Annotated in this window: 25 protein-coding genes; 14 read left to right on the plus strand and 11 right to left on the minus strand. The window is 44.8% G+C overall.

Going from position 1 to position 22,082, the window contains the following annotated elements:
- Positions 1-976 precede the first annotated feature (976 nt).
- Together remA and gmk are read left to right on the plus strand one after the other, a co-directional pair.
- The gene (remA, locus tag QUB11_RS14730) at positions 977-1,243 is read left to right on the plus strand and encodes an extracellular matrix/biofilm regulator RemA (RefSeq protein ID WP_236503792.1); all 267 of its coding nucleotides are present in this window, start codon (positions 977-979) and stop codon (positions 1,241-1,243) included.
- Positions 1,244-1,321: 78 nt separating this feature from the next.
- On the plus strand, positions 1,322-1,876 hold the full coding sequence (gmk, locus tag QUB11_RS14735) for a guanylate kinase (RefSeq protein WP_333206187.1): 555 nt from the start codon (positions 1,322-1,324) through the stop codon (positions 1,874-1,876).
- Positions 1,877-1,992: 116 nt separating this feature from the next.
- On the opposite strand, the gene QUB11_RS14740 is transcribed toward gmk, so the two are convergent.
- Positions 1,993-2,778: a hypothetical protein gene (locus QUB11_RS14740; RefSeq protein WP_333206188.1), complete on the minus strand. Its 786-nt coding sequence runs from the start codon at positions 2,776-2,778 to the stop codon at positions 1,993-1,995.
- A gap of 236 nt (positions 2,779-3,014) precedes the next feature.
- Here QUB11_RS14740 and xseA point away from each other — a divergent pair, with 236 nt between their 5' ends.
- Both xseA and xseB read left to right on the plus strand, forming a co-directional pair.
- Positions 3,015-4,184, plus strand: a complete 1,170-nt coding sequence (gene xseA, locus QUB11_RS14745; protein ID WP_333206189.1) for an exodeoxyribonuclease VII large subunit — start codon at positions 3,015-3,017, stop codon at positions 4,182-4,184.
- Positions 4,181-4,408 carry an exodeoxyribonuclease VII small subunit gene (gene xseB / locus QUB11_RS14750; RefSeq protein ID WP_333082161.1) on the plus strand — a complete coding sequence of 76 codons (228 nt, stop codon included), beginning with the start codon at positions 4,181-4,183 and terminating at the stop codon, positions 4,406-4,408. Before xseA ends, xseB begins: the two co-directional genes overlap by 4 nt.
- Positions 4,409-4,745: 337 nt before the next feature.
- Here the strand turns inward: xseB and QUB11_RS14755 are convergent, their stop codons facing one another.
- The 3 genes from QUB11_RS14755 to QUB11_RS14765 form a co-directional block, all read right to left on the minus strand.
- Positions 4,746-4,955, minus strand: a complete 210-nt coding sequence (locus QUB11_RS14755) for a CsbD family protein (protein WP_006632574.1) — start codon at positions 4,953-4,955, stop codon at positions 4,746-4,748.
- 330 nt (positions 4,956-5,285) lie between these two features.
- Positions 5,286-6,113, minus strand: coding sequence for a PHP domain-containing protein (locus tag QUB11_RS14760; RefSeq protein ID WP_333206190.1), 828 nt, complete (start codon positions 6,111-6,113; stop codon positions 5,286-5,288).
- Between the two features lie 218 nt (positions 6,114-6,331).
- The gene (locus QUB11_RS14765; protein WP_190740781.1) at positions 6,332-6,613 is read right to left on the minus strand and encodes a hypothetical protein; all 282 of its coding nucleotides are present in this window, start codon (positions 6,611-6,613) and stop codon (positions 6,332-6,334) included.
- Positions 6,614-7,084: 471 nt separating this feature from the next.
- Here QUB11_RS14765 and QUB11_RS14770 point away from each other — a divergent pair, with 471 nt between their 5' ends.
- Positions 7,085-7,411, plus strand: a complete 327-nt coding sequence (locus QUB11_RS14770; RefSeq protein ID WP_333206191.1) for a hypothetical protein — start codon at positions 7,085-7,087, stop codon at positions 7,409-7,411.
- Positions 7,412-7,559: 148 nt separating this feature from the next.
- On the opposite strand, the gene QUB11_RS14775 is transcribed toward QUB11_RS14770, so the two are convergent.
- Positions 7,560-8,027, minus strand: coding sequence for a hypothetical protein (locus QUB11_RS14775; RefSeq protein WP_333206192.1), 468 nt, complete (start codon positions 8,025-8,027; stop codon positions 7,560-7,562).
- 55 nt (positions 8,028-8,082) lie between these two features.
- On the opposite strand from QUB11_RS14775, the gene QUB11_RS14780 reads away from it, so the two are divergent.
- Together QUB11_RS14780 and QUB11_RS14785 are read left to right on the plus strand one after the other, a co-directional pair.
- Positions 8,083-8,703, plus strand: a complete 621-nt coding sequence (locus tag QUB11_RS14780) for a histidine phosphatase family protein (RefSeq protein WP_333206193.1) — start codon at positions 8,083-8,085, stop codon at positions 8,701-8,703.
- Positions 8,704-8,752: 49 nt separating this feature from the next.
- Positions 8,753-9,136 (plus strand): VOC family protein, encoded by a 384-nt coding sequence (locus QUB11_RS14785; protein WP_333206194.1) that lies wholly within the window; start codon positions 8,753-8,755, stop codon positions 9,134-9,136.
- Positions 9,137-9,252: 116 nt separating this feature from the next.
- Here QUB11_RS14785 and QUB11_RS14790 read toward each other — a convergent pair whose 3' ends face one another.
- Positions 9,253-9,543 carry a hypothetical protein gene (locus QUB11_RS14790; RefSeq protein ID WP_333206195.1) on the minus strand — a complete coding sequence of 97 codons (291 nt, stop codon included), beginning with the start codon at positions 9,541-9,543 and terminating at the stop codon, positions 9,253-9,255.
- A gap of 42 nt (positions 9,544-9,585) precedes the next feature.
- Positions 9,586-10,257 carry a phosphoribosyltransferase family protein gene (locus QUB11_RS14795; protein ID WP_333062723.1) on the minus strand — a complete coding sequence of 224 codons (672 nt, stop codon included), beginning with the start codon at positions 10,255-10,257 and terminating at the stop codon, positions 9,586-9,588.
- Between the two features lie 168 nt (positions 10,258-10,425).
- Here QUB11_RS14795 and QUB11_RS14800 point away from each other — a divergent pair, with 168 nt between their 5' ends.
- The 3 genes from QUB11_RS14800 to QUB11_RS14810 all read left to right on the plus strand — a co-directional run bounded on the left by QUB11_RS14800 (position 10,426) and on the right by QUB11_RS14810 (position 13,514).
- Positions 10,426-11,112 (plus strand): uracil-DNA glycosylase, encoded by a 687-nt coding sequence (locus tag QUB11_RS14800; protein ID WP_333206196.1) that lies wholly within the window; start codon positions 10,426-10,428, stop codon positions 11,110-11,112.
- A gap of 223 nt (positions 11,113-11,335) precedes the next feature.
- A complete protein-coding gene (locus tag QUB11_RS14805; RefSeq protein WP_333206197.1) occupies positions 11,336-12,604 on the plus strand; it encodes a DNA methyltransferase in 1,269 nt (422 codons plus the stop codon).
- Positions 12,597-13,514, plus strand: coding sequence for a Bpu10I family restriction endonuclease (locus QUB11_RS14810; RefSeq protein WP_333206198.1), 918 nt, complete (start codon positions 12,597-12,599; stop codon positions 13,512-13,514). Before QUB11_RS14805 ends, QUB11_RS14810 begins: the two co-directional genes overlap by 8 nt.
- A 30-nt stretch (positions 13,515-13,544) precedes the next feature.
- Here the strand turns inward: QUB11_RS14810 and QUB11_RS14815 are convergent, their stop codons facing one another.
- The 3 genes from QUB11_RS14815 to QUB11_RS14825 all read right to left on the minus strand — a co-directional run bounded on the left by QUB11_RS14815 (position 13,545) and on the right by QUB11_RS14825 (position 17,386).
- Positions 13,545-14,126, minus strand: coding sequence for a hypothetical protein (locus QUB11_RS14815; RefSeq protein ID WP_333206199.1), 582 nt, complete (start codon positions 14,124-14,126; stop codon positions 13,545-13,547).
- A gap of 147 nt (positions 14,127-14,273) precedes the next feature.
- Positions 14,274-16,622 (minus strand): PhoX family phosphatase, encoded by a 2,349-nt coding sequence (locus QUB11_RS14820; RefSeq protein WP_333205592.1) that lies wholly within the window; start codon positions 16,620-16,622, stop codon positions 14,274-14,276.
- Between the two features lie 296 nt (positions 16,623-16,918).
- Positions 16,919-17,386, minus strand: coding sequence for a hypothetical protein (locus QUB11_RS14825; protein WP_333205593.1), 468 nt, complete (start codon positions 17,384-17,386; stop codon positions 16,919-16,921).
- A 299-nt stretch (positions 17,387-17,685) separates the two neighbouring features.
- Here QUB11_RS14825 and folK point away from each other — a divergent pair, with 299 nt between their 5' ends.
- The 4 genes from folK to QUB11_RS14845 all read left to right on the plus strand — a co-directional run bounded on the left by folK (position 17,686) and on the right by QUB11_RS14845 (position 21,351).
- Positions 17,686-18,174 carry a 2-amino-4-hydroxy-6-hydroxymethyldihydropteridine diphosphokinase gene (gene folK, locus QUB11_RS14830; RefSeq protein ID WP_333390963.1) on the plus strand — a complete coding sequence of 163 codons (489 nt, stop codon included), beginning with the start codon at positions 17,686-17,688 and terminating at the stop codon, positions 18,172-18,174.
- 179 nt (positions 18,175-18,353) lie between these two features.
- Positions 18,354-18,902 (plus strand): NUDIX hydrolase, encoded by a 549-nt coding sequence (locus QUB11_RS14835; RefSeq protein WP_333156764.1) that lies wholly within the window; start codon positions 18,354-18,356, stop codon positions 18,900-18,902.
- A gap of 150 nt (positions 18,903-19,052) precedes the next feature.
- The gene (locus QUB11_RS14840) at positions 19,053-20,504 is read left to right on the plus strand and encodes an FAD-binding domain-containing protein (protein WP_333390976.1); all 1,452 of its coding nucleotides are present in this window, start codon (positions 19,053-19,055) and stop codon (positions 20,502-20,504) included.
- 199 nt (positions 20,505-20,703) lie between these two features.
- The gene (locus QUB11_RS14845; protein WP_333390966.1) at positions 20,704-21,351 is read left to right on the plus strand and encodes a Uma2 family endonuclease; all 648 of its coding nucleotides are present in this window, start codon (positions 20,704-20,706) and stop codon (positions 21,349-21,351) included.
- Between the two features lie 213 nt (positions 21,352-21,564).
- Here the strand turns inward: QUB11_RS14845 and QUB11_RS14850 are convergent, their stop codons facing one another.
- Positions 21,565-22,014: a hypothetical protein gene (locus QUB11_RS14850; RefSeq protein ID WP_333068508.1), complete on the minus strand. Its 450-nt coding sequence runs from the start codon at positions 22,012-22,014 to the stop codon at positions 21,565-21,567.
- Positions 22,015-22,082: the final 68 nt, after the last annotated feature.

The raw sequence follows: 22,082 nt of genomic DNA on the forward strand, positions 1-22,082 counted from the left end.
TATCTGCATTAATCCCTGTTTTTTGTTAAACAAGATTTACACATATCCTGTATGTGTAGGGTGCGGTGTGCATGAATTATTACCGCTATAATTCATATCAAATCCAGTAGCATCGTAATTATATCTCTCTGTTCTCTTCCTCTGTGTTCTCTGTGTCCTCTGCGGTTTAATCATTCCAATTCAACCGGAATTCATATCATGCGTCAAACCACTTTTTGCCTAACTTGTGCTGAATTCAAAATGTTTGTAGTAAAAACTAAAAGGTTCAGATTTTTATACTAATTCCCCCCATTCTTGCTAGCTATAATCCTGCTATCATCTGTAGGGAAACGGCAATGCCGTGTCCGGCGCGGGACTCGACAAAATTTCATAATAGTTATAAAATTGAGAATTCTAGCAACACTTTTTTATTGGTATTAATAGGACTAAAGTCCTCACTACAAACCAATTTTATTGTAGAAAATCATGCAATAAACATCTGTAGTTTGGCACATCATCCCCAATATTTTTGTGGAAAATCGGGCAAAAAGTGCGTTAGCGAAGCCCGCCCCTACGGGGGCTACGCCAACGAAGAGGATCGCCAGCAGCTTTTAGTTTAGGTTTAATGCTCATCAAACTAGCATTTGTGAATATTTGTTGTCATTGATCACTGATTATACTTAACTTTCCCTCTCCCTGAAATTAACTTTATATTTCGCAACATTGACGGACTCTTTTCTCGCTACAGCTAATGCTTTTATTTGCAACTAAAAATCGACGCTTTTACCAAATCTTTAAGATAGAGCTACAACAGCGAGTCTTTTTTGAATTTTTGATAAAGAACGGCGTACTGGGTGTCAAAAGGGTAAAAATTTTAGGTAGAAACTAAAAAACTTAGTTGAGATTAATTTGAGGATTATCAGAAAAAATCGTTGTATATTATATGATAAAAAGTAAGGATTGATAGTTAGTCGTTCACCCATAGATTAAGATTTTCATGGATATTCAATTAATTAATATCGGTTTTGGTAACATTGTGTCTGCTAATCGAGTGATTGCCATTGTCAGTCCAGAGTCAGCGCCAATTAAGCGGATTATTACTGATGCGCGGGAGCGGGGACAACTGGTTGACGCTACTTACGGGCGCCGCACGAGAGCGGTAATTATTACAGATTCGAGTCACGTCATCCTCTCGGCGATTCAGCCGGAAACGGTTGCTAATCGTTTTGTGGTGAGCAAAGACGGTCAAAGTCGGGATGATTGAGGTTTGTCAGTTGCAATTTGAGCGCTTACAGTTTAGAGTAAGCGAAAACTTGAATTGTTACACGTTTCTCTTCTAAAAATGAAATCTGGTAAATTAATTGTTCTGACGGGGCCTAGCGGTGTGGGGAAAGGCACCTTAGTACGATCGCTCCTCAATCGCCATTCCGAATTATATCTTTCGGTATCGGTGACAACTCGTGAGCCCCGTGAGGGAGAAATTGAGGGACAGCACTACTATTTTGTCAGCCGCAGCCGCTTTGAACAAATGGTTGAGGCTGGAGAGTTGGCGGAATGGGCCGAGTTTGCCGGTAATTTTTACGGTACTCCTTATTTTGGTCTCAAGCAAGGAATTGGTGAGGGAAAATGGGTATTGCTCGAAATTGAGCTCGAAGGGGCTAGGCAAATTAGAAATAAGTTTCCAGAGGCGCTGCGAATTTTTATTTTACCTCCTTCTTGGGAAGAATTGGAGCGGCGGCTGCGGAGTCGGGGTCAAGATTCCGAAAGTGCGATCGCCCGTCGGTTGGTGCGGGCTAAAGAGGAAATTGAAGCTGCGGGGGAATTCGATTTCCAAGTTGTTAATGACGACTTGGAATTTGCTTTGAAAAAGCTAGAATCAATACTTAATTTGGAGTAATTTTTAGGTGGGGATGAGTGAATTTTGAAGTTTTATTGAGACTAATGCCCAACAGCACGACACGGAAGTCACGGATACACTGATAGTTGTTTTTTCTTCTCACTTCTGAATCACCATTAAGAATTAATCCGTGTATCCGTGTCAAAATCAGTGTCGTGCATTCCTTGTTCCTTCAATCTTACCCATTTCTCCGTCCTGGCTAAAACTTCGCTACTTTGTTTGATAGCAACACAAACTTTGAAATTCAATTCCAGAATATTCAATGAAGGCGAAAATTTTCTCAACGGTTCAATTTCGCGAGCCGAACAGCCCAACATTTCCATATAAGCTAGCGTCCAGCCAATAGCTGCAATGTCCCCTACATTGCCTTCTCCGGCGCAAAGGTAACAACCCAATTCGCCCTCGGGCCCACACTCAGGACAAACCCAATTGCCCAGTTGTGAATGGGGCAGGTTTGTGCGGGATGCGGATGCAATTGTTAATGCTTTAATATGATTTTGAACTACTTGTTTAAAACCTCGGTTTTGGTCGCTGCGGTGGTCGGAATTACCGTGCGATCGCCCGATTGCTACTGCTTGCTGTTGTGGCGAAGCAAGAGAGGCTGTTTGGTTCTCCCTGGTTACTCTAGATTCGCCTAGGTTCGCTGTTAGCTGAATACCATAGTCTTTCGACTCCGCAGTCTGAGAGTGGTTGAGTGCGCTGGAGGAATCGGGTTCGGAAGTTGTGAAGGATTGTTCTATGCGATCGGCAAAATCTTGCATTGAGAGGTGATGTTCGATCGCCAAAGACCAAGTTCTTTTATGTCTGAGGTCGCCATATTTTCTGGCTTCTTCCTCAGTAATGCCGATCGCCGCCGCCTCTTGGCGCAGCACATTCATCGAAGTCATTGTATCTGATATCATTAGTTTGTTTGCAGTTAAAATTACGATCGCCCGTTCAGCCTACAAATAAATTACCTTAGATATAGTACAATAGTCCGGACTATTTTGAGATTGTATTCTGAAACCCTTGATTTTTCGTTAGCAAGTCGATTCGGCAATCGCCCTGAAACCCTTATTTTACGCTTGGCAATCACACACTGCCCGAAGCATTGATAGTAGCTAAAATCTAAAATCTAAAATCTAAAATCTAAAATTGGATGACTTCAATTCTTCCCGATACAGCTTTATCTGTGGCCGGACTAACATCATACCTGCAAGACTTGTTGGAGGGCGATCGCAACCTGCAATCAGTTTGGCTGACAGGCGAGGTGTCGAACGTTTCGCACCACCCCAGCGGCTGCTTTTTCACTCTCTGCGACACCGACAAAAGCGCTGCTATTCGCTGCGTGGTGTGGAATTCTCAGCGGCAAAAATTGGTGCAAATCCCGGAAAAAGGGGAACAGTTGCTGGTTTTGGGAAGCATCCGGGTTTACAAAAATCGCGGCGAGTACCAGTTGACTGTTGTGCAATCGCTACCGGCTGGGGCAGGATTGCAGGCTTTGCGGTTGCAGCAATTGCGATCGCGCTTGGATGCTGAGGGTTTCTTCGATCCCGCCCGAAAGCGTCCGATTCCCGCACACCCGCAAATTGTGGCCGTGGTGACATCCGATACTGGCGCTGCTTGGGGAGACATTCAGCGGACTCTAGCCCAAAGATATCCGGGTTTGCGGGTGTTGCTGTCGCCGACTGGAGTGCAGGGAGAATTGGCTGCTGCTGCGATCGCCCGCGCGATCGCCCGGGTAGAATTGGACGGTAGGGCGGATGTGATCATTTTAGGGCGGGGCGGCGGTTCTGCGGAAGATTTGGCTTGTTTTAATGATGAGAAAGTTGTCAGGGCGATCGCCAATTGTGCGATTCCAATTATCACCGGTATCGGGCACGAAAGAGACGAATCTCTCGCCGATTTAGTAGCAGATAAACGAGCGCACACTCCCACTGCGGCGGCCGCTCAAGCAGTACCAATTTTAGCAGATCTTTACTTTGAACACAAGCAGCGAATGGTCAATTTAGCAAGTGCTGTGCGGGCAAGATTTCAGACAGAAGAAGAGCATTTGCAACTGTTACAAAATCGATTAAAACGTTTGCCTGCGACATCCCGAACTTTGCGGCAAGCAACTGGTAAACTAGAAGTATTGCAAGAAAAGTTATCCGCACTGAATCCGGCGGCGGTATTGCAAAGGGGTTATGCGGCGGTAATCCAAAGTGACGGTACGATCGTCCGCACAACTTACGGTTTGGAATTGGGAGAGGAATTGACTGTGAGGTTGAGTCGGGGCGTGCTGAAAGTTAAGATTGTAGAAGTATTGGATGCGGAAGAAAAGTTATGATTGATTCGCAGTTGCGCCAGTCTGACTGGAATTATGAGGAAACGGTCGATCGAATTGAAGCGATTATCGATCGGGTGGAATCGGGAGAATTGCCTCTTGAGGAGGTTTTCGAGCAGTTTGGGGTGGCTGTGGAGTGTTGGCAGGAGTGCGAAAGCTTTTTGGCGCGGGGGAAGGAACAGATGGATTTGTCGATCGAGCTTTTGGCTGCGGAACCCGATTTTTAAGCGCAGGTGAACGGGGATTAATGTAGGTGAAATATGTTGATTCGTTATTGGATAATTTGTGCGATCGTAGGGGCGGGTTTTACCAACCATCTATGTTGAAAACTAAATATCTCCTAAACCCGCCCCGCCTAGATACTGGTTTTTAAAGAGCACAACAAGTAATTGCGATCGACCTCAGTTTTATGCAAATTCCCAGAATAAATTATATCAAACCCCATTGATGACAAAGGATTTGCTCAGCTCAGACCCATACAAATTTTACATTCAAGGCGCTATAAAATTATTGTGGGGTGGGCATCTCGCCCGCCCCAAAAATAAAATTTAGATGATCGACAGCTTACAATTTGTCGATCGACCTTTTGGCTTTATCTGCCAGATTTTTCACCGCATTTTTAGCATCTTCTGCAGCGTGGCGGGCGGCAGCTTCCGCTTGTTTGGCTTTACCTTCAACCTGGTCTTTTCTGTTTCCCGTGATGTTGCCGAAAATTTCCTGAGCTTTGCCTTCTAAATTTTTGCCGATCGCCTTCGCTCTGTCTTCTGTACTCATGATAAGCTCCGTTTGGCAAGTTGCTTTAGTAACATTGTAAAATCAACTCGCCTGCAATTGCCTTTAACTTCATATTAATTTATATTCTGCTTGACATCGATCTTCTGCTGATGATTTACTTAGTACAAATTACTCACTCAAAAAGCGAAGGATTCCTTTTTTTTACCACTGAATACGTCGGCCAAATTCGTCATAACTGAGATGTTGCACCATTCTCAAGAACGGGCTCTCCGGCCCGTTCCACAAAAGATAAATTTTCTTGTGGAACAGGCATCTTGCCTGTTCATAAAAGCCTAATTGAGAATGCTGTAAAATATGAGTCCTAAACAACTATTTCAAACTCGCCGCAGCAACTTTAATCGGTTCCAGCAATTCTAACGGCAAATGCAGCATATTCAATTGGGTGCTATCTGCTGCTTTCCTTTCCGGATCTGGGCCGTGATAATCGCTGCCACCCGTTGCCAGCAAACCGTAATGAAGACACAAATCTTTCAACTTTTGGATTTGGCTAGAACTGTGGGTGGGATGGTATACTTCAACTCCCATTAAACCCGCATCTACTAATTCTTTTAAGACTTCCTCAACAGCGCCGCCGCGAAATAAATAAGGGTGAGCCCACACCGGTACTGCGCCGCAACTTTTCAGTAAATCAATGCCTTCGACGATCGAGAATTTCTCGTAATGAACATAAGCCGGGCCGTCATCTCCCAGCCAGCGATCGAATGCTTCCCGCGATGATTTCGCGTGACCGGCTTTTACAAGTGCAGAGGCAATGTGAGGCCGTCCCGGTGCCATTCCTGGGGATGTTTTTGGCAGTTCGATCGCGTATCCCATTGCTGCTAATTTTTCGACCATTTCCTGCGATCGGCGAAACCTTCCTTCCAGGCGATCGTTCAAAGGAACTCGCAACTTATTTGCATCAGGATAAAAACCTAAAATGTGCAGGGAACGGCCGTTGTGAACGGTGCTGAGTTCGAGTCCGGGGACTATTTCTATACCGTGCAAAGCAGCAGCGGCGAAGGCTTCATCCCAACCCGACATCGTATCATGATCCGTGACAGCCAAGGCGCGAACCCCCGAAGACGCAGCCGCGGCTACGAGTTCGGCAGGGGTGAGAGTGCCGTCGGAATAAGTTGTGTGACAGTGGAGTTCTAGCATTTTTTTCGGTAAGTTAAAGTCTGCGAAATCGGCAATTATTCCCCTCACTCATGCCACATATATCGTCCCTGCGATCGACAAATTTTTGGGTAATTTCCATCTGTGAGCTGTAATAACTTTTCGCGCATTTAATGGGGAAATTTCTGTTTATTAAAAGCTTGCGTGGGGTGGGCATCTTGCCCGCCATTTCTGTTAAATTTAGATGCAGAACACCTTAGCTATTTCTTGATTTCTCGCATTGGGTAAAGGACACCCTCTGGCAATTTGGGAGGAACCGGCGATATTTCAATACTTTGTATGTTGTGAACTGGGATAACTACCAGTTTATCTGCCAATTCGAGAATTACCGGGTCTGCTGTCAACATTTTGTGCAGGCGAGTGCCTAAAGTTGCTTGCTCTCCTACTGTTCCCTCTGGCGCAATGAACTGGAAGTGTTGCTGTTTGCCGTTGGTATAGTGGATTGTCAGATTGATAATTCCTTCTTGGTTGGTTGCTTGCATAATTTTTTTCCCTAACAGTCGATCGGGACTTCGCAAAATTAACAATAAATCAAAACTGGCGATCGCACCACGATTGGAAAGCTCGTTGGAAAGCTTTTGACAAGACCCGGCTGTCGGTACGAAAGTCCGGTTACTGCTAATTTTATCACAAAAACTGTACGGAAACTCGCCAACTTACCCAGTATACAATTGCCAGTCGCGCTGTCTTTGCTCCTTAATGCGCGAGATCCTTCGCCAGCAATATTTGGTCGATCGGGCTTTCTTGTATGCCAGTTGGCAAAGTGGCTCAATTTAGCCTGTGTAGCGACTTGACTCAAAGCGGTCTCAAGTCTTACAGCAGAGGCATTTGAGCGCTTTGGGTGTCAAGGTTTTTCGAGGTGGGAACTGTGGAGGTTGAGATAGCGGCATTCTGCTGTCACTGCCGTAGAGGATTTTTTTATAAATTAATAACATAACATTCAGGTACAGCTTATGAAATCCACACTTTGTTTTCCCGAAACTTCTATTGAATCTAACACCGTTGCTGTTAATAATAATGCTAGTGACTCTTGTATCCTTGCAGCTTGGATTGACTTAGTAGGAGGAGATTTTGAGAGCTTGGGAGGAGATGATTGGCTTCCCTTGTGCGGCGACATTGATGACGGCGAAATTTACCGGGAATGGTTTTTGTGGCAAGACAGCGAAGTGACTCAAGAGTGGGAAGCTTACGATCCCATTACTAATTATCGAGTTGTGGCACCTAGCCGAGAAATGATGATTTCTCAAATCGACCAAATAGAAGATTCCAGAACAATTTAGTTGAGCGGGAGAATGTTAAAACTTGATTTTCAACTTTAATAAAAATTATGTAAACAAACCCGGTTTCTCCCAACCACATTAAAGAAACCGGGTTTGTCAGACCAAAACTCTAGGTGTGGGTTGAGTTCCAGGGGCCGAACCTAATAATTTAGGTCGCTACTGCTTTTTGTTTTTCTCGTTCTAATTTGCGCTGCTTCAAGGCGGCAAGATTTTGTTTAATTGTGTCGATCGCAAATCCAGCCCCCTGCTGTTGGTATAATTCGCTGGCACGGATCAAATCTGCAACAGCCTCGTCATCCGATCGCAAATTCGCACAAGCCAATGCACGATTGTGGTAAGCTTCTGCTAAAGTTGAAACTTGTTCTACAGCGCTGGTAAATTTATCTTTGGCTTTGCGGTACTTTCCCGACTGATAAGCCTCAATTCCTTGTTGGAAATAAACGGAAGCTTTGCTGCCGCTGTCGGTATCGGGAAATTCTGGGTTAGTTAAAATTGGTTCTTTAAAGAGTACAGAAATGCTGCCATTGCCGAAGTAAGCCCAAGTCATTGTTCCAAACCCAATCCCCAGCACGAGGGCAATAATGACAGACAGAGCAATAAAATTGGTGAGTTCCATAGAGCAATATTTGTTGTATTATAATATGATAAGTTAATTCCTAACTTCTGCAACAATGGCTGCACGGATTTACCTTAACTGGAAATGGTTTTTCCGGTCGCTAGCTTTAGTATTGTCGATCGGCTTAATTACTGCAACTGCAAGTTCTGAGGCAGCAACCAACGCGCAAACTCAAGCAGGGTGGCAATTGTTGCAGCGGGATGAAACGGGGTTGGTGGTAGCAATGCGACACGCGATCGCCCCAGGTACGGGAGATCCTGCTAACTTTAAGTTGGGTGACTGTTCCACCCAGCGCAATTTATCTGCACAGGGAAGAACCCAAGCCAAGCAAATTGGAGCCGAATTTCGCAACCGCAACATCAAAGTGGCCAGAGTTTTATCGAGTCAGTGGTGTCGGTGTTTGGAAACAGCAAAACTGATAAATATAGGCAAAGTCGAACCGTTCCCAGCCCTGAACTCGTTCTTTAGCGACAGCAGCAAAGAAGCCAGCCAAACAGCAGCAATTCGCAAATTAATTGTGGACAACCGCAACACTAAAGGCGCAATTATTATGGTAACTCATCAAGTAAATATTACCGCGATTACTGATATTGTACCGCAAAGCGGCGAAGCTGTGATTCTCCAAGGCTCTCCACATGGTAAAATCCAAATAGTCGGACGAATTGGAGGATTTTAAATCAATAAAAAGTTATAATAATATTACCAATTCCCCATTACCAATTTATATGAGTTTCCAATACAGCGCCGCCCTAGTGACTTTAGCAGACCTTGATAAAGAAGTTCTAGTTAAATTTTACACAAAATTTCTCGACATAGAACCCAACCCTTACATTCCCAATACTTATGCTGAATTTCAACTCCCAGGCTTAAGACTCGGCATATTCAAACCCAAAGATTCCCACAAATCGGAATTTGCAAGTCGAGCAAAAACAGGCATGAGTTTGTGTCTGGAAGTCAGCGATATCGAAACTGCGATCGCCCGAATTTGGGCTTTAGGTTATCCGCCCAGCGGAGAAATTATCAAAGCTTCTCACGGTCTAGAAATCTATGCCTTCGATCCTGCCGGGAACCGCATAATTTTACATCAATCCCATGAGAATGTAGGATGAGGGCTAATGATTTGTGAACTCTCGATCTTCTCTTCTATCCTCTTCTCTTCCTTTGTGGAACAGGCGTCCCGCCTGTGGTTCTTCCCGTCTTCGCGGTTCGTCAAAAAAAACATCAACTACCTAATCAGTTCAGCAAAACTATAAAAACTGATAATTAATAACAACAAAGCTGTCAGGTGAGTTAGCTGAAATTGAGGCCGTGGATCGATGGATTCCCGCACCAAAATTGAAAAAGACGAACCAATTATATAACTTAAAGACAGCGTTAAATACTGCCACTGCAATGTTACACTCCACAGCCCAAGCAAAATCATCGCCAAAGTCAACATCACCAACTCAACAAAGCGAGGCGGATTGTGCTGAGTAGACAGAATCAAAGTGTCAAACCAATATTGCCAAGGTCTCATGTTTTAGCGATCGAGCTTTTGGATTTAGCCTTCTAGCTTAACCTACGATCGCCATTCAGTTTGTTGCTGCAAACACCTTAAAGCCTCCGCCGTCTCAACCTGCGGAAATTGCCCGTAAAAGCGGCTGACACTGTAAAAAGGGTGAGGAGTCTCCAGAACGATCAACTTATCGCCCATTTGGGCCAAAAATCCCATCAAATCTGCCGGGGCCACAGGCGCGCAAATCCACAAAGCCAGCGGTTGCTGCGACTCCAAAGCCTTAGCCGCCACAGCCATCGTCATCCCTGTAGCAATGCCGTCATCTACCAAAATCGCCAAAGCCCCCGCCGCGCTGATATTGGGGCGTCCCGGAGACAAATCTGCCAGCAGAGATTGAGCATTATTTTGAGCCAGGGGCAGGGCTGATTTTTGCAAGCGTAAATTGTGCTGCTTTTGCTTTTCCCAGAGGACGTGACCGTCAGCAGTTGCAGCCCCGATCGCCAATTCTAAATTATCTGGGCGAGTAATTTTCTTGGCAACAACCACATCCAAAGGACAGCCCAAGCGGCGCGCAATCGGCACAGCAACGGGCAAACCCCCGCGCGGCAAGGCGTAAACAATCGGTTTCACCGCCTTCTGTGTCATTAAACTCAACTTGCCGAACTCGTCCACAACTGCCTCGGCCAGTTTTTCGCCTGCATCGGCGCGATCGTCAAAAAACGGGTTAGAGAACATATTTTTGCCTGTACGAGCTCAACCAAACAATTGGAGATTGTGCCAGTGTTAATTGGAGATTGTACGCTCGACAGCATCACCTACAAGCTTCTAGCCAATCTCAAATCACCAAACCCGATCTAAACTATAAACTCTAGACTCCAAAATATCTCCCTAATTGTAAAATTTATGTCCAGCGACTTGCAACTCAGCCTTTTTGACAACAATCAAAGTGCCACTTTCCAAACTGACTCAATACCAGCAAATGCCAAAATTCCCATTCCTCCCGGCACTTATCAAAATATGGAACAAATCGGCGAGCACTGCAACCGCTGCTACCGCTGCGAATTGGGCAACAGCCGCACTCACGCCGTCATCGGGCGCGGCAATCCTCAAGCCTCAATTTTGATTGTGGGAGAAGCGCCCGGACAAAACGAAGACGAAACCGGATTGCCCTTCGTCGGGCGATCGGGCAAACTGTTAGATAAGATTTTAGAATCCGTGGGATTGAGTGCAGAAACCGACGTATTCATTGCCAACGTCATCAAATGTCGCCCTCCCAACAACCGCCCTCCGACAGCAAAAGAAATCGAAGCTTGCAAACCATACTTGCTCGAACAAATTCGCATCTTAGACCCCAAAATTATTTTATTAACTGGTGCAACAGCCCTCAAAGCTTTGCTAAGCGACAAGCGGCCTATTAGTAAAATCAGAGGTCAATGGATTAAATGGGAAAATCGTTTGTGTATGCCAATTTTTCACCCGTCGTACTTGTTGCGAAACCCCTCCCGCGAACCGGAGACTCCAAAATGGTATATGTGGCAAGATATGCAGGCTATCAAGGCTAAACTGGATGAATTCAAAGAGCAATTCTAATCAATTTTTCTTGTTGATTTGTAGGCTGGTTTGAGGCACAATCTCGGATTTTTACCCACAATCTTAAAACCCGCCCCCACCCACCGAAAAATTATAATTAATTTTCATGTGCAATTAGTAGGGGACGGGTTTCACCAACAATCTCTGATTTTTACCTGCCATCTACAAAACAAGTTCCCGCTTTCCATTCATAAATTCACGCCCCGTAGTAAAAATCCGAATTATGGTTGTCTCTAGTATTTTTAGTGAAACTCCTATCAATAGACAAGAAATTCCTCAAGAACTATTAGACATTGAAGATAAACAACGTACTAATCCACTTCCTTGGAAAGGGCAATTTTCACCCCAGTTCGTCGAAACTTTGATTGATAAATACGCAACTAAAAATAGTGTTATTTTTGATCCATTTTTAGGTAGTGGAACAGTTTTATATGAGGCAGGAAGATTCGGAGTGGAAGCCTGCGGAACAGAAATCAATCCAGCAGCTTTAATCCTAGCTAACACTTATAAATTCATCACTATTTCACCCGGAAAGCGTGAAAAATGTATCAATTGTTTTCTCGCTCAACTAAAAACAGAGATATGGGAGAGAATGCCACTCTTCCAAACAATACAAAAAGAACTTACACCTAATGATTTAATAGATAAAATTGTAGATGTAGCCGTTGATGATGAAGAAAACTTCCTTAATATTCTACATGAAGTATTAGTGATATTGCTAGACTTAGAAAACAAAAAACTTACCAAATCAAGAGTTTTTACACTTGCGGAAAATATCGCTACTTTTGTCCTTAAACTACCCTATAGTAAAAAGCCGATAAATGCCTACAATGCCGATGCAAGACACGTTCCCTTACAAAACTCCAGCGTCAATCTTGTGATTACCTCCCCCCCTTATATCAATGTATTTAACTATCATCAGCAGTATCGCGGTTCTACTGAAGCACTAAACTGGAAAATTTTAGAGGTGGCAAAATCCGAGTTTGGTTCTAATCGCAAGCATAGAAGTAATAGATTTCTAACTGTCATTCAATATTGCTTAGACCTCGCCTATACTTTGCAAGAATTGTTAAGAATATGCCGCCCTAACAGTAGAATAATATTTGTAGTAGGTAAAGAATCAAATATTAGAGGAACGCCTTTTTTAAATGGGGAGTTAGTTGCAGAAGTTGCTCGTCAAGTATTGGGGATTAGCTTAGATATCCGTCAAGAAAGAAGTTTTGTAAATCGTTATGGAAAAATTATCAAAGAAGATATACTACACTTTACAAAAAGAGAAGACTTACAGTATTATTTTGCCATACATCAAGCCAGAACTCTTTCTATAGAAGCTTTAATATCTGCTTATTCCGTAGCCAATGAACAAGTAAAAGATGAAATCAAGGATGCTATCGATAAGGCTGCCACAGTACAGCCCTCACCTTATTTCGATCTGCAGCGTTCACGAAAAACCATTGAAATACTCAACCCAAAAGAAGAAAATTATGTTTAATTTAGCTCAACCACATGGGGACAAACTAGCAGCATTACTTGATAACGTGAAATTACCTCCTACAGATAAACGGCGTGTTAATCAAGCAATCGAATACTATAAAAAATGGTTGGAAACGCTTAAAAACATCAGGGGGGATGATCTGAAAGTTGTTCCAGAGATGGTATCCCATCTAACCTCCTATAAGCGATACATTGACGTTGAACTAATTTTTGACAGTGACAATGATTTTTTGTACCGTCAAAAAGGGCAATTAAAACTTGACAACTCAATTATTGAAGAATTTATACCTATCTTAGTTACAACCGTCTTTGCAGATTCATTAAAGGACAAAGAATTATCCTTTGGCCCAACACAGTGTTTTTCATCACTACGATTTGAGTCAAGTTTAAAACTCAGTCCAAAAGGCGGCGGGATGAGTATTCGAGCCAAGGATCAAGATTTTGCAATTAGTAGAAAAATATTCCTAAAAGCCTCTCATAACCAAGATTTTAAGGAGACTACCTCCCGTGAGGCAAATATTGCTTATGTTGCGGCTGAGTGTAAAACAAATCTTGATAAAACCATGTTTCAAGAGGGCGCAGCAACTGCCCTGGATGTAAAATTGAGTGTACCAGGAGCCAAGTATTTCTTGCTATGTGAGTGGCTTGATATGTCGCCGATTAGCTCATCACTCACAGCTATTGATGAGATACTAATTTTAAGAAAAGCAAAACGCTTATCGTCTAATATCAGAAGTGCTTTTAGTACGGTAGAGGGAAGAAAGAAAAATAAAGATTATTTTGTCAACCATCTCGATAACAACCCCTTTGCACCGGAAGTTTTTATGAGATTTTTAAAAGAGATTGAAGGGATGATTGGTAAAGATGAACTAGACGAAGATGACGTGCTGTCAAGAGGCTATTTTTAAGTGTAAAAAAATCATCTGAACCAGCGAAAGCTATGGCTTTGCCTGACAATCGCGCAACCACAAACGAATAGCCTCAGCAATTTCGCTTTCACTATCTTGACCTAATAAAGGACGAATCTCCGCCCCAGTACCAAACCGAGAAACGATTTTTACCAACTCCCACCCGTTCTCGGTTTTAGTGAAAAATAACCAATGATATTGCTCAATTTCGACTGGTTTTCCCCCGCGATACTGCCGTTCCAAAGTAGTAATGAAAACTTGACTGGCATTTTCAGGAAGTGCATCTTCAAAATTTAAAGGTAGCGGTTCAAACTCCGGGCGGCCGGCTAAAATTATTTGCGGCAGCGCGTAACCGGGCGGTGTATTAGTGTTAGGAGAAAAGTGCGATCGCACAATTACGCGATTAGCATAACTCGGCAAATCTTGCAACAGGCGATCGACCAAAGTTTCTAAATCAGCGGGACAGGGCGATCGTACTAATAAATCATACCGACTGGCATTTATACTGTTAGTATGATTTGTCACAAAATTAACTGCTAAAGTCGGAGTTGCCACCGCAGATATCAGCAGATAAACACAGATGAACGCAGATAAAATTCCCTTGGCGTTCATCGGCGTTTATCGGCGGTAAAAACTGAGATGTTGCACCATTCTCAATAAGCCTTTTATGAACAAGCAAGATGCCTGTTCCACAAAGAGTGAATTTTCTTGTGGAACAGGCATCTTGCCTGTTCTTGAGAATGGTGCAAGATGTGAGATTTAAACAAACTGACCCGTTGAAGTCGATCGCACCCGACGAATTCCAATCACCGACGGCATCGGCGAACGACGCCGATCGTTCTCAATATTACTCGGCCACAAACTGCCGCGAGACACACTCCGAGTCTGATTGAAAACAGCACCGTTCAAATCCAACATTTCAATTTGCCGACTCAGTACAGTACCATCATCGATCGGGCAATCTTCCCCAGGATGCTGCACCGCAAGCAACAGCGTATCTCCCACAAAAGTCGGCCCAGTCATTTCGCACCGATTCGGGCCGTAAGCAAACGGAATTACTGTTCCTGCATTCGGCCCAGAAGTCGGAATATAAAACAGCCAATTGTTGCCGAAAACTCCAGTAAAATCTGACACATTTCCCGTCTTCTTGTGGTCGATCGTCGTTGGCTTTCCAGCCGCACCGACATCAAAACCGTTGTGCGTGCTCGTAGACATATCAGTGACGCCCCAAACATTGCCTTGAGTGTCAAAAGCCAAATTATCTACACTAGCAAATCCCGCCCCAGCTACCGAACCCGCTTCTCCACCTTGAGCCAAACGCTGCCAGCGGAACGTCAAACCTGCACCGTCTGGACTGTCTTCAATTATTTTGTAAAGTCCTCCCGACTGCTGAGTGCTGTTGACGGCGCTACCGTATTTAGCAACAGTAAAAATGCGAGAATCTGGATAGCCGTCGCTTCCGGGTGCTGCGTCCGTATAAGCAATGAAAACTTCCTTAGTAGTAGGATTAACTTCCAAATCTTCCGGGCGCGCCGTCGGAGTGCCACCAATCAAATTAGCAGCTAAGAAAGCATCAACTAACACCGCACCTTGGCTGCTGTAGAAATTAGCCAGAGTTTTATTTTGGTAGCCCGGAATTGCTGTTGCTTCATTGGTTGTATCTACTACAAAAGAACCGCCGTCTTCGGTTTGACCAGCAATTCCGGCGCGTTTGGGCAAGCGAGTATTTGCATCTCTTTGAGCTTTGCCAAAACTTGCTAATTCCGCCTCGCCAACTTTAGAAGGACGCACCGGATTTGTCGGGGTATTTAATGTCAGTGGCAGCCATCTTCCAGTACCGTTGCGGTTATATTGGGCCACGTACAAAACGCCGTCTTCAAATAATCGGCTGTTGTTTTTATCTGCGGGATTCGTGACAGTACCGTTGCTGACAAATTTCCAGGTGTGTCCGCCGCGCCGATCGTCCCCCATGTACCCTATTAACTTGCGGCCTGCTTCAGCGCGAATCCCGACGTTTTCGTGGCGGAAACGGCCCAACCATGTGTGCTTCCGGGGGCGGAAACTCGGATCTAGGGGATCGACTTCTACCATCCAGCCGTATTTTTCGCCGACTAAGCCGAATTCCTCACCGATAGTGCCCTTGGCGTAGCTGGTTTGGCCACCGTTGGGTTTGATGTTTTCCTGAACTCCGACGAAGAATAGTTCGCTACCTTGGAAGTTTTCTTCGGCGGAGAGGATTGTTCCCCAAGGGGTTGTGGCGCCGGAACAGTTGTAAGCTGTACCGATGATGCGGTTGCCGAGTCCGTCGGTGTTGACTTGCGCGAAGACTTGGGTAGCTGCGGGGCCCGTGCCGGTGAGGTACTCGTTATCGCCTTGTCTGGTGCCCCAGGATGTGACATCTTTGTATTTGTCGGTACGCTGGCTGTTGATTCCTAGCCCTGAAAGTCCGTGAATGCGTCGGTTGAGGGGGTCGCCGGCGATCGCCTGAAATCTACCGTTAGACTGTTTGGTGATGCGGACGATCGAACCACCGAGATTGTACAGAAATTCGCCGAGGGTATCCCGATTCTTGACCGATAAGTCTATACCGAGGACGGCGCGATCGGTTGTGGGAAATGGTGCCAGATCAGACGGCGCTTCCGGCGCCACTTTCGACATCGGGAAACCTACATACTCGTGGTTAACCCAGAGATAACCGTCGTCATTGCTGCCGCGAAGGCCTACAAAGCCGGTGTAGTCGTTGTTGTAGCCGAAATAGTCGGCCGGATCGGGGAAAACTCGATCCCCCCAGCGGACAATCACGTAACGTTCGTATTCCGGCGGCACAACCACATCGTCAACAACGCTGTAACTCGTTAATCTAGTATCCTGCGAGGCAGCCATCACGGTTCCCTGTCCCCCCGGCGCCATCGCCATGAAGCTGGGCATTTCTCGATAAATCGGCAGCGGGTGGGGAAGTCTTAACGGAGTGAAAGATAGCGAAACTACAGCTTCTGCCGAGGTGGAATTGATGCCGAATAGTGTTTTAGTTACTTGAGGGGCAAGCACAGTGGTAGCTGCACTGCTGCCGAAGAAAATTAGCAGTTGTCGGCGAGTTATTTTAGACATAAATTCCTGTTCAGCCCAACTTCCCTAATCAGATGATTCCGTATGAAACTCTATCACTATTAAATTAAGGGAAGTTAACCTGAAGGTTAATTAAAATTGGGAGATATTTAGGTTAACAAAAAGTTAAATATTCTAATTGGCAAGTGGTAATTGGGAATAGAGAGAGAGATTCAGGAAAAAATATCTATCCGTGTATCCGTGATTTCCGTGTCGTGCTGTTGGTTATTTGTTGTTTGCGACCAATGCCCGATGCCCGATGCCCAATGCCCCATGCCCCATGCCCCATTACCAATATTTCAATCATCTCGAAAACCCGGATCATTTTCTCTGGAGGTCGATCGACTAGGCGCAGGTACATTAATCACTTGCGAAAACCCAGAATTTGCGGGCGAGATATTGCCATCTCTGAATCCCAGCAGCAATTGAGCATCGGCAAAATATCTAGTCCACTGTTCGATTCTCGCATCTTTCTGCCAGTCGCGGCGCGATACTCTCGATCGCAAAACGGGAACCCTTTGTCGGCTGCGATCGGCTGTAATGATGACTGTAACTTCTGTTAATGCCGGATTTTCTTGAAACTCGCGGGCGATCGACTCTTTCGCTAAATCTTCCGCCTGCTGCACTAAACTTGCAAAAGATTGACTGCCGTCCGAATCTAAGGTAAGGTAGCGCTCTTTGGTTTCAGCCAAAGCTATCGATATACTTGCTGTTAAACTGATAATTGCTAGAATGACGGCCGACAATAAGCGTAGGTACAAATTCATTATTTTTGAAACTAAATACTAACACTTGTCAATGATAGTTAATAAAATTTAACAGTCGGTTAATATTTGATTAAAATAATGTTTTGGGTCACCATGTTTCCCTCAAAAAGTGTCCTGTAGGATCAATTTACCACCAAAAATTAGGCTTTTAGAGGCGGGTTTTACTCGAAATATTTGTCGGTAGTAAAGGAGATCGATCAACCCGCCCCCGCGTTACTCTTCTTCCCTCTTCCTTCTTCCTGACATCCGTTACATCCGTTACATCCGTTACACAATCCGTTGCCGAACCTTCCTTCCTTATGAAACTAACAAAATGTGCGATCGCCCTCGGTAGCAACTTAGGCGACTCCCTAGCCACACTCTCTAGCGCGATCGTAACCCTCAACAACACCCCAGGAATAGCAGTAAAATCCCATTCAAGCTGGTATCAAACCGCCCCCGTCGGGCCGCCGCAACCTGATTACATCAACGCCTGCGCCATCCTAGAAGTGGCACTAGAACCCGAACAATTGCTAGCAGCTTTATTAGAAATTGAAATACAATTTAATCGAATTCGCCGAGAAAAATGGGGGCCAAGAACCCTAGACCTAGATTTGCTGCTGTACGACAATTTAATCCTAGAAACTCCGACACTGACTCTACCTCATCCCCGGATGACCGAAAGAGCTTTTGTATTAGTACCTTTAGCAGAAATTGCCCCGGATTGGGTGCATCCGGTGACGAAAAGTGCGATCGTCCAACTCCTGCAAACCGCAGACTGTTCCGGAGTGCAAAAATTGCAACTGTAAAAATTGAGTACAATTCAGGGATCGTACCAGTTTCACAAAAAATGCAACCGTAAAAGCTGCAAACTGTGATAGCTATCAGTCATTCCCAATCTAAAATCTAAAATCTAAAATCTAAAATCCTATGAGATCGCCTATGATGTCTTAAATCGGTGCCATCAAACATTATTCGCTTGTCGCTTATGTCGATCGGTCAAGAACTACCCCAACTCCTCAAACAACGCCTATTTTACCAAGGGCGCAAATTCAACTTTGACGTAGCCACCCTCCGTCTTCCCAACGGTTCCGAAGGCGAGTGGGAATGTATTCGCCACCCAGGCGGAGCACTTGCAGTTCCCGTCACACCCGAAGGTAAACTCGTCTTGGTACGCCAATATCGCTTTGCCACAAAAGGGCGAATTTTAGAATTTCCCGCTGGTACGGTAGAAATCAATGAAAATCCCGCCGAAACTATCAAACGCGAAATCGAAGAAGAAACCGGATATCGCGCCGGAAAATGGCGGAAATTAGGGCAATTTTTTCTCGCCCCCGGTTATTCCGACGAAATCATTTATGCTTTTTTAGCCCAAGATTTGGAAAAACTGGAAAAGCCGCCAGCACAAGACGATGACGAAGACATGGAGACAGTTTTATTCACCCCTGAAGAATTAGAAAAAGCTATCTTAGCTGGGGAACCCATTGATGCAAAATCTATTTCTAGCTTTTTCTTAGCCCGTCCCTTTTTGACTTAAATAGGACTGACGGAAAAAACCCGGTTTCTTATAAAAATCGTGCATCAAACCGATAAATCTTAACTTAGAAACCGGGTTTTTGAACCCGCTTGTGTCCAGAACAGTAAAATCTAAAATCTAAAATCTAAAATCTAAAATCGAATGTCCGATATATCCAATCTAATTTTATTTTGGCACCGCCGCGACTTGCGTATTTCTGACAACATCGGACTGGCAGCAGCGCGCCAGCAAAGCCCGAAAGTAGTCGGAATTTTTTGTCTCGATCGCAATATCCTAAATCAGGATGACGTAGCGCCAGCCAGAGTCACATACATGATCGGCTGCTTGCAAAAACTCTCCTCGCGTTACAGGGAAGCAGGCAGCCAATTGCTGATCATTCAAGATGACCCGATCCTAGGAATACCGAGATTAGCAACAGCTATAAATGCTCAAGCAGTATTTTGGAACTGGGATGTAGAACCCTACGCAAAACAGCGCGATCAGTCCGTATCAAACGCCCTCCAACAAGCAGGAATTCAAGTTCAAAATTTCTGGGATCAACTCCTGCACGCCCCAGATGAAATTCGCAGCGGTACAGGGACTCCCTACACAGTTTATACACCATTTTGGAAAAAATGGAACAGTAAACCTAAAGCCCAACCAGTAGAGACACTGCCGATAACTTATCTGGAATTAATGACCGGATTAACCGCCGAAGAACAAGCAATCGCAAACGAAGCAGGTGCAATGGAAACAGTGCCAACTGCCTTTAGTTTGGGATTTATTTGGGAAAATCCATTAGTAATAGAACCCGGAGAAGATGCAGCGCAACAAAAATTAGAAGAATTTTGCGATCGGGCAATTTACCAATATCAAGAACAGCGCAATTTCCCCGCCATTAACGGCACATCCCAACTCAGCGCAGCCCTCAAATTTGGTGCAATAGGCATCCGCACAGTTTGGCAAGCTACTCAGATAGTAATGGACACTTGCCGCAGCGAAGAAGCGTCTACAAGCATCCGCACTTGGCAACAGGAAATAGCGTGGCGGGAATTTTACCAACACGCCATGTATAACTTCCCAGAATTAGCAGACGGCCCCTACCGTCAAGCATTCAAAGACTTTCCTTGGGAGAACGATGAAAAGCTCTTTCAAGCTTGGTGTAAAGGCAAAACAGGCTATCCTATTATCGATGCAGCAATGCGGCAGTTAAATCAGACAGCTTGGATGCACAATCGCTGCCGCATGATAGTCGCCAGTTTCCTCACCAAAGATTTAATTATTAACTGGCAGTGGGGTGAAAAATACTTCATGCAAAAATTGATAGATGCCGACCTTTCTGCTAACAACGGCGGCTGGCAGTGGAGTGCATCAAGCGGTATGGACCCGAAACCTTTGCGAATATTCAATCCGGCGAGTCAAGCTCAAAAATTCGACCCGGAAGGGGAATATATTCGGCACTGGGTTCCAGAATTGCGCCGCGTTGATACTAAATTTTTGATAACAGGAAATATTTCGCCTTTAGAACGCCGACTTCTTCATTATCCCTCTCCGATCGTAGATCACAACGAGCAGCAGCGCAAGTTTAAGGAACTTTACAGCCAGCAAAAAAACGCAGATTAGACAGCTCGATTTTGGGCGATAGTTACCAGTAAATTAAGTTGAGGTGGCGCTGTACACCCCTCAACTTAAAAGATTGTATCAGTTATAGCCTTTCTCCGAAAGATGAGGTACTCATGGGCATAGGCCTCCGTGGGCATAGGGCATACCTCACTTTTTTGAGAACCGCTATATAATAAACTTAAATAAATCGGAGGTTGAAATGGTAACGCTGCAATTAAGACAAATCATTGTACCACCAGGACATAGAGTGCTGTTAGATGATGTCAACTGGCAGGAATTTGAAGCAATTTTAGAAGAGTTGGGAGAACACCGTGGGTCTAGAATAGCTTACAGTCAAGGAACTTTGGAGATTAGGATGCCACTACCAGAACATGAGAAAGCTAAAATCATTATTGGCTATTTAGTGAAAATTCTGTTTGAGGAACTAGAAATCGACTTTGAACCATTTGGTTCGACGACTTTCAAGCGAAAAAGTATGTTACAAGGAATTGAACCTGATGAATGTTTTTACATTCAGAATCACGCTCTAATGATTGGTAAAAAGCGGATCGACTTAACTGTCGATCCGCCGCCTGACTTAGCAATTGAAGTCGATCTAACTTCCAAAACTCAACTTGATGCTTACGAAGCTTTGGGAGTACCTGAAATCTGGCGCTATGAAAATAACAAGCTTCAGATTAATGTGCTTCAAGATGGGAAATATGTTGAAGCAGAAATGAGTCCGACCTTTCCCAATCTGCCAATTATTGAAGCTATTTCTCAATATTGCGAACAAAGCCAAACAGTGGGTACGAGTCAAACTCTCAGATTGTTTCGCAAGTGGGTGAAAGACCAAATACAAAATTGATATGAAATCCCTAAGCTGTTCTGCATCTAAATCGTATTTTTTGTGCGGGCTTTCTGGCCCAACCCCTACTCCACACACGAACTTTATCAAATTTTAGTTCACAGTTTAAATGTGCAACAGCTTAGTCCACGCACTTGCTGTCAGAAATCCGGCTTATTTACGATCGCCAAAAAGCCATTTTCTCACAGCCAGCCTCCTAATTCCGTTGTATTGTTAATTTCGCTTCTGAGAAATAGAGAGAGAGTAAGGGTGTTGACCTTGAGATCGATCGCCCACAAAAATAACATAAGTCCCCTTGTCCCCATAGCCGGAAAATTCTACATTCCCCGCAGCAGCATTCGCCGGCAGCACGCAGAAACGCCCCCTCGGCCCCTGAATCATCAAACTCGGAGCTCCAGCGGTTTGTACTGCAATCCGCCAGTAAGGCAAATCCTGCGTTACTTCGATGACGTGGTTCGGCCCTTGGGACACAAAACCACAGTCGCCGCTATTGTTCGGGCCGCCGGAAACTCCAGAAACTCCCAGCGGTTCGGGAAATCCCGGAGCAATTTGTAGCGGTTGGCTCCGAAGGGCACCGGCATCCGCTAAAATCATTGCCAAGGCTAGGGTCACGATCGGGCTAAACCACAGTTTGCCGCGATCGCCCGGATAATGGATCTTCATGTTTCCTCACACAATGACATTTGGTTCTAGTTCTTTGACGGTAGGGGATAATGGCGGTTCCAAACACA

The sequence above is a fragment of the Microcoleus sp. B6-A1 genome (genome assembly GCF_036705085.1).
In the GTDB taxonomy this organism is placed as follows: domain Bacteria; phylum Cyanobacteriota; class Cyanobacteriia; order Cyanobacteriales; family Microcoleaceae; genus Microcoleus.

Coding starts and splice junctions, on each gene's coding strand:
- QUB11_RS14765 (WP_190740781.1), bottom strand. CDS start 6,613: ATGCAAGCAACCAACCAAGAAGGAATTATCAATCTGACAATCCACTAT.
- xseB (WP_333082161.1), top strand. CDS start 4,181: ATGATTGATTCGCAGTTGCGCCAGTCTGACTGGAATTATGAGGAAACG.
- QUB11_RS14785 (WP_333206194.1), top strand. CDS start 8,753: ATGAGTTTCCAATACAGCGCCGCCCTAGTGACTTTAGCAGACCTTGAT.
- QUB11_RS14805 (WP_333206197.1), top strand. CDS start 11,336: ATGGTTGTCTCTAGTATTTTTAGTGAAACTCCTATCAATAGACAAGAA.
- QUB11_RS14845 (WP_333390966.1), top strand. CDS start 20,704: ATGGTAACGCTGCAATTAAGACAAATCATTGTACCACCAGGACATAGA.
- QUB11_RS14800 (WP_333206196.1), top strand. CDS start 10,426: ATGTCCAGCGACTTGCAACTCAGCCTTTTTGACAACAATCAAAGTGCC.
- QUB11_RS14850 (WP_333068508.1), bottom strand. CDS start 22,014: ATGAAGATCCATTATCCGGGCGATCGCGGCAAACTGTGGTTTAGCCCG.
- QUB11_RS14755 (WP_006632574.1), bottom strand. CDS start 4,955: ATGAGTACAGAAGACAGAGCGAAGGCGATCGGCAAAAATTTAGAAGGC.
- QUB11_RS14790 (WP_333206195.1), bottom strand. CDS start 9,543: ATGAGACCTTGGCAATATTGGTTTGACACTTTGATTCTGTCTACTCAG.
- QUB11_RS14795 (WP_333062723.1), bottom strand. CDS start 10,257: ATGTTCTCTAACCCGTTTTTTGACGATCGCGCCGATGCAGGCGAAAAA.
- QUB11_RS14825 (WP_333205593.1), bottom strand. CDS start 17,386: ATGAATTTGTACCTACGCTTATTGTCGGCCGTCATTCTAGCAATTATC.
- folK (WP_333390963.1), top strand. CDS start 17,686: ATGAAACTAACAAAATGTGCGATCGCCCTCGGTAGCAACTTAGGCGAC.
- QUB11_RS14780 (WP_333206193.1), top strand. CDS start 8,083: ATGGCTGCACGGATTTACCTTAACTGGAAATGGTTTTTCCGGTCGCTA.
- xseA (WP_333206189.1), top strand. CDS start 3,015: ATGACTTCAATTCTTCCCGATACAGCTTTATCTGTGGCCGGACTAACA.
- QUB11_RS14810 (WP_333206198.1), top strand. CDS start 12,597: ATGTTTAATTTAGCTCAACCACATGGGGACAAACTAGCAGCATTACTT.
- QUB11_RS14820 (WP_333205592.1), bottom strand. CDS start 16,622: ATGTCTAAAATAACTCGCCGACAACTGCTAATTTTCTTCGGCAGCAGT.
- QUB11_RS14760 (WP_333206190.1), bottom strand. CDS start 6,113: ATGCTAGAACTCCACTGTCACACAACTTATTCCGACGGCACTCTCACC.
- QUB11_RS14770 (WP_333206191.1), top strand. CDS start 7,085: ATGAAATCCACACTTTGTTTTCCCGAAACTTCTATTGAATCTAACACC.
- QUB11_RS14835 (WP_333156764.1), top strand. CDS start 18,354: ATGTCGATCGGTCAAGAACTACCCCAACTCCTCAAACAACGCCTATTT.
- QUB11_RS14740 (WP_333206188.1), bottom strand. CDS start 2,778: ATGATATCAGATACAATGACTTCGATGAATGTGCTGCGCCAAGAGGCG.
- gmk (WP_333206187.1), top strand. CDS start 1,322: ATGAAATCTGGTAAATTAATTGTTCTGACGGGGCCTAGCGGTGTGGGG.
- remA (WP_236503792.1), top strand. CDS start 977: ATGGATATTCAATTAATTAATATCGGTTTTGGTAACATTGTGTCTGCT.
- QUB11_RS14775 (WP_333206192.1), bottom strand. CDS start 8,027: ATGGAACTCACCAATTTTATTGCTCTGTCTGTCATTATTGCCCTCGTG.
- QUB11_RS14815 (WP_333206199.1), bottom strand. CDS start 14,126: ATGAACGCCAAGGGAATTTTATCTGCGTTCATCTGTGTTTATCTGCTG.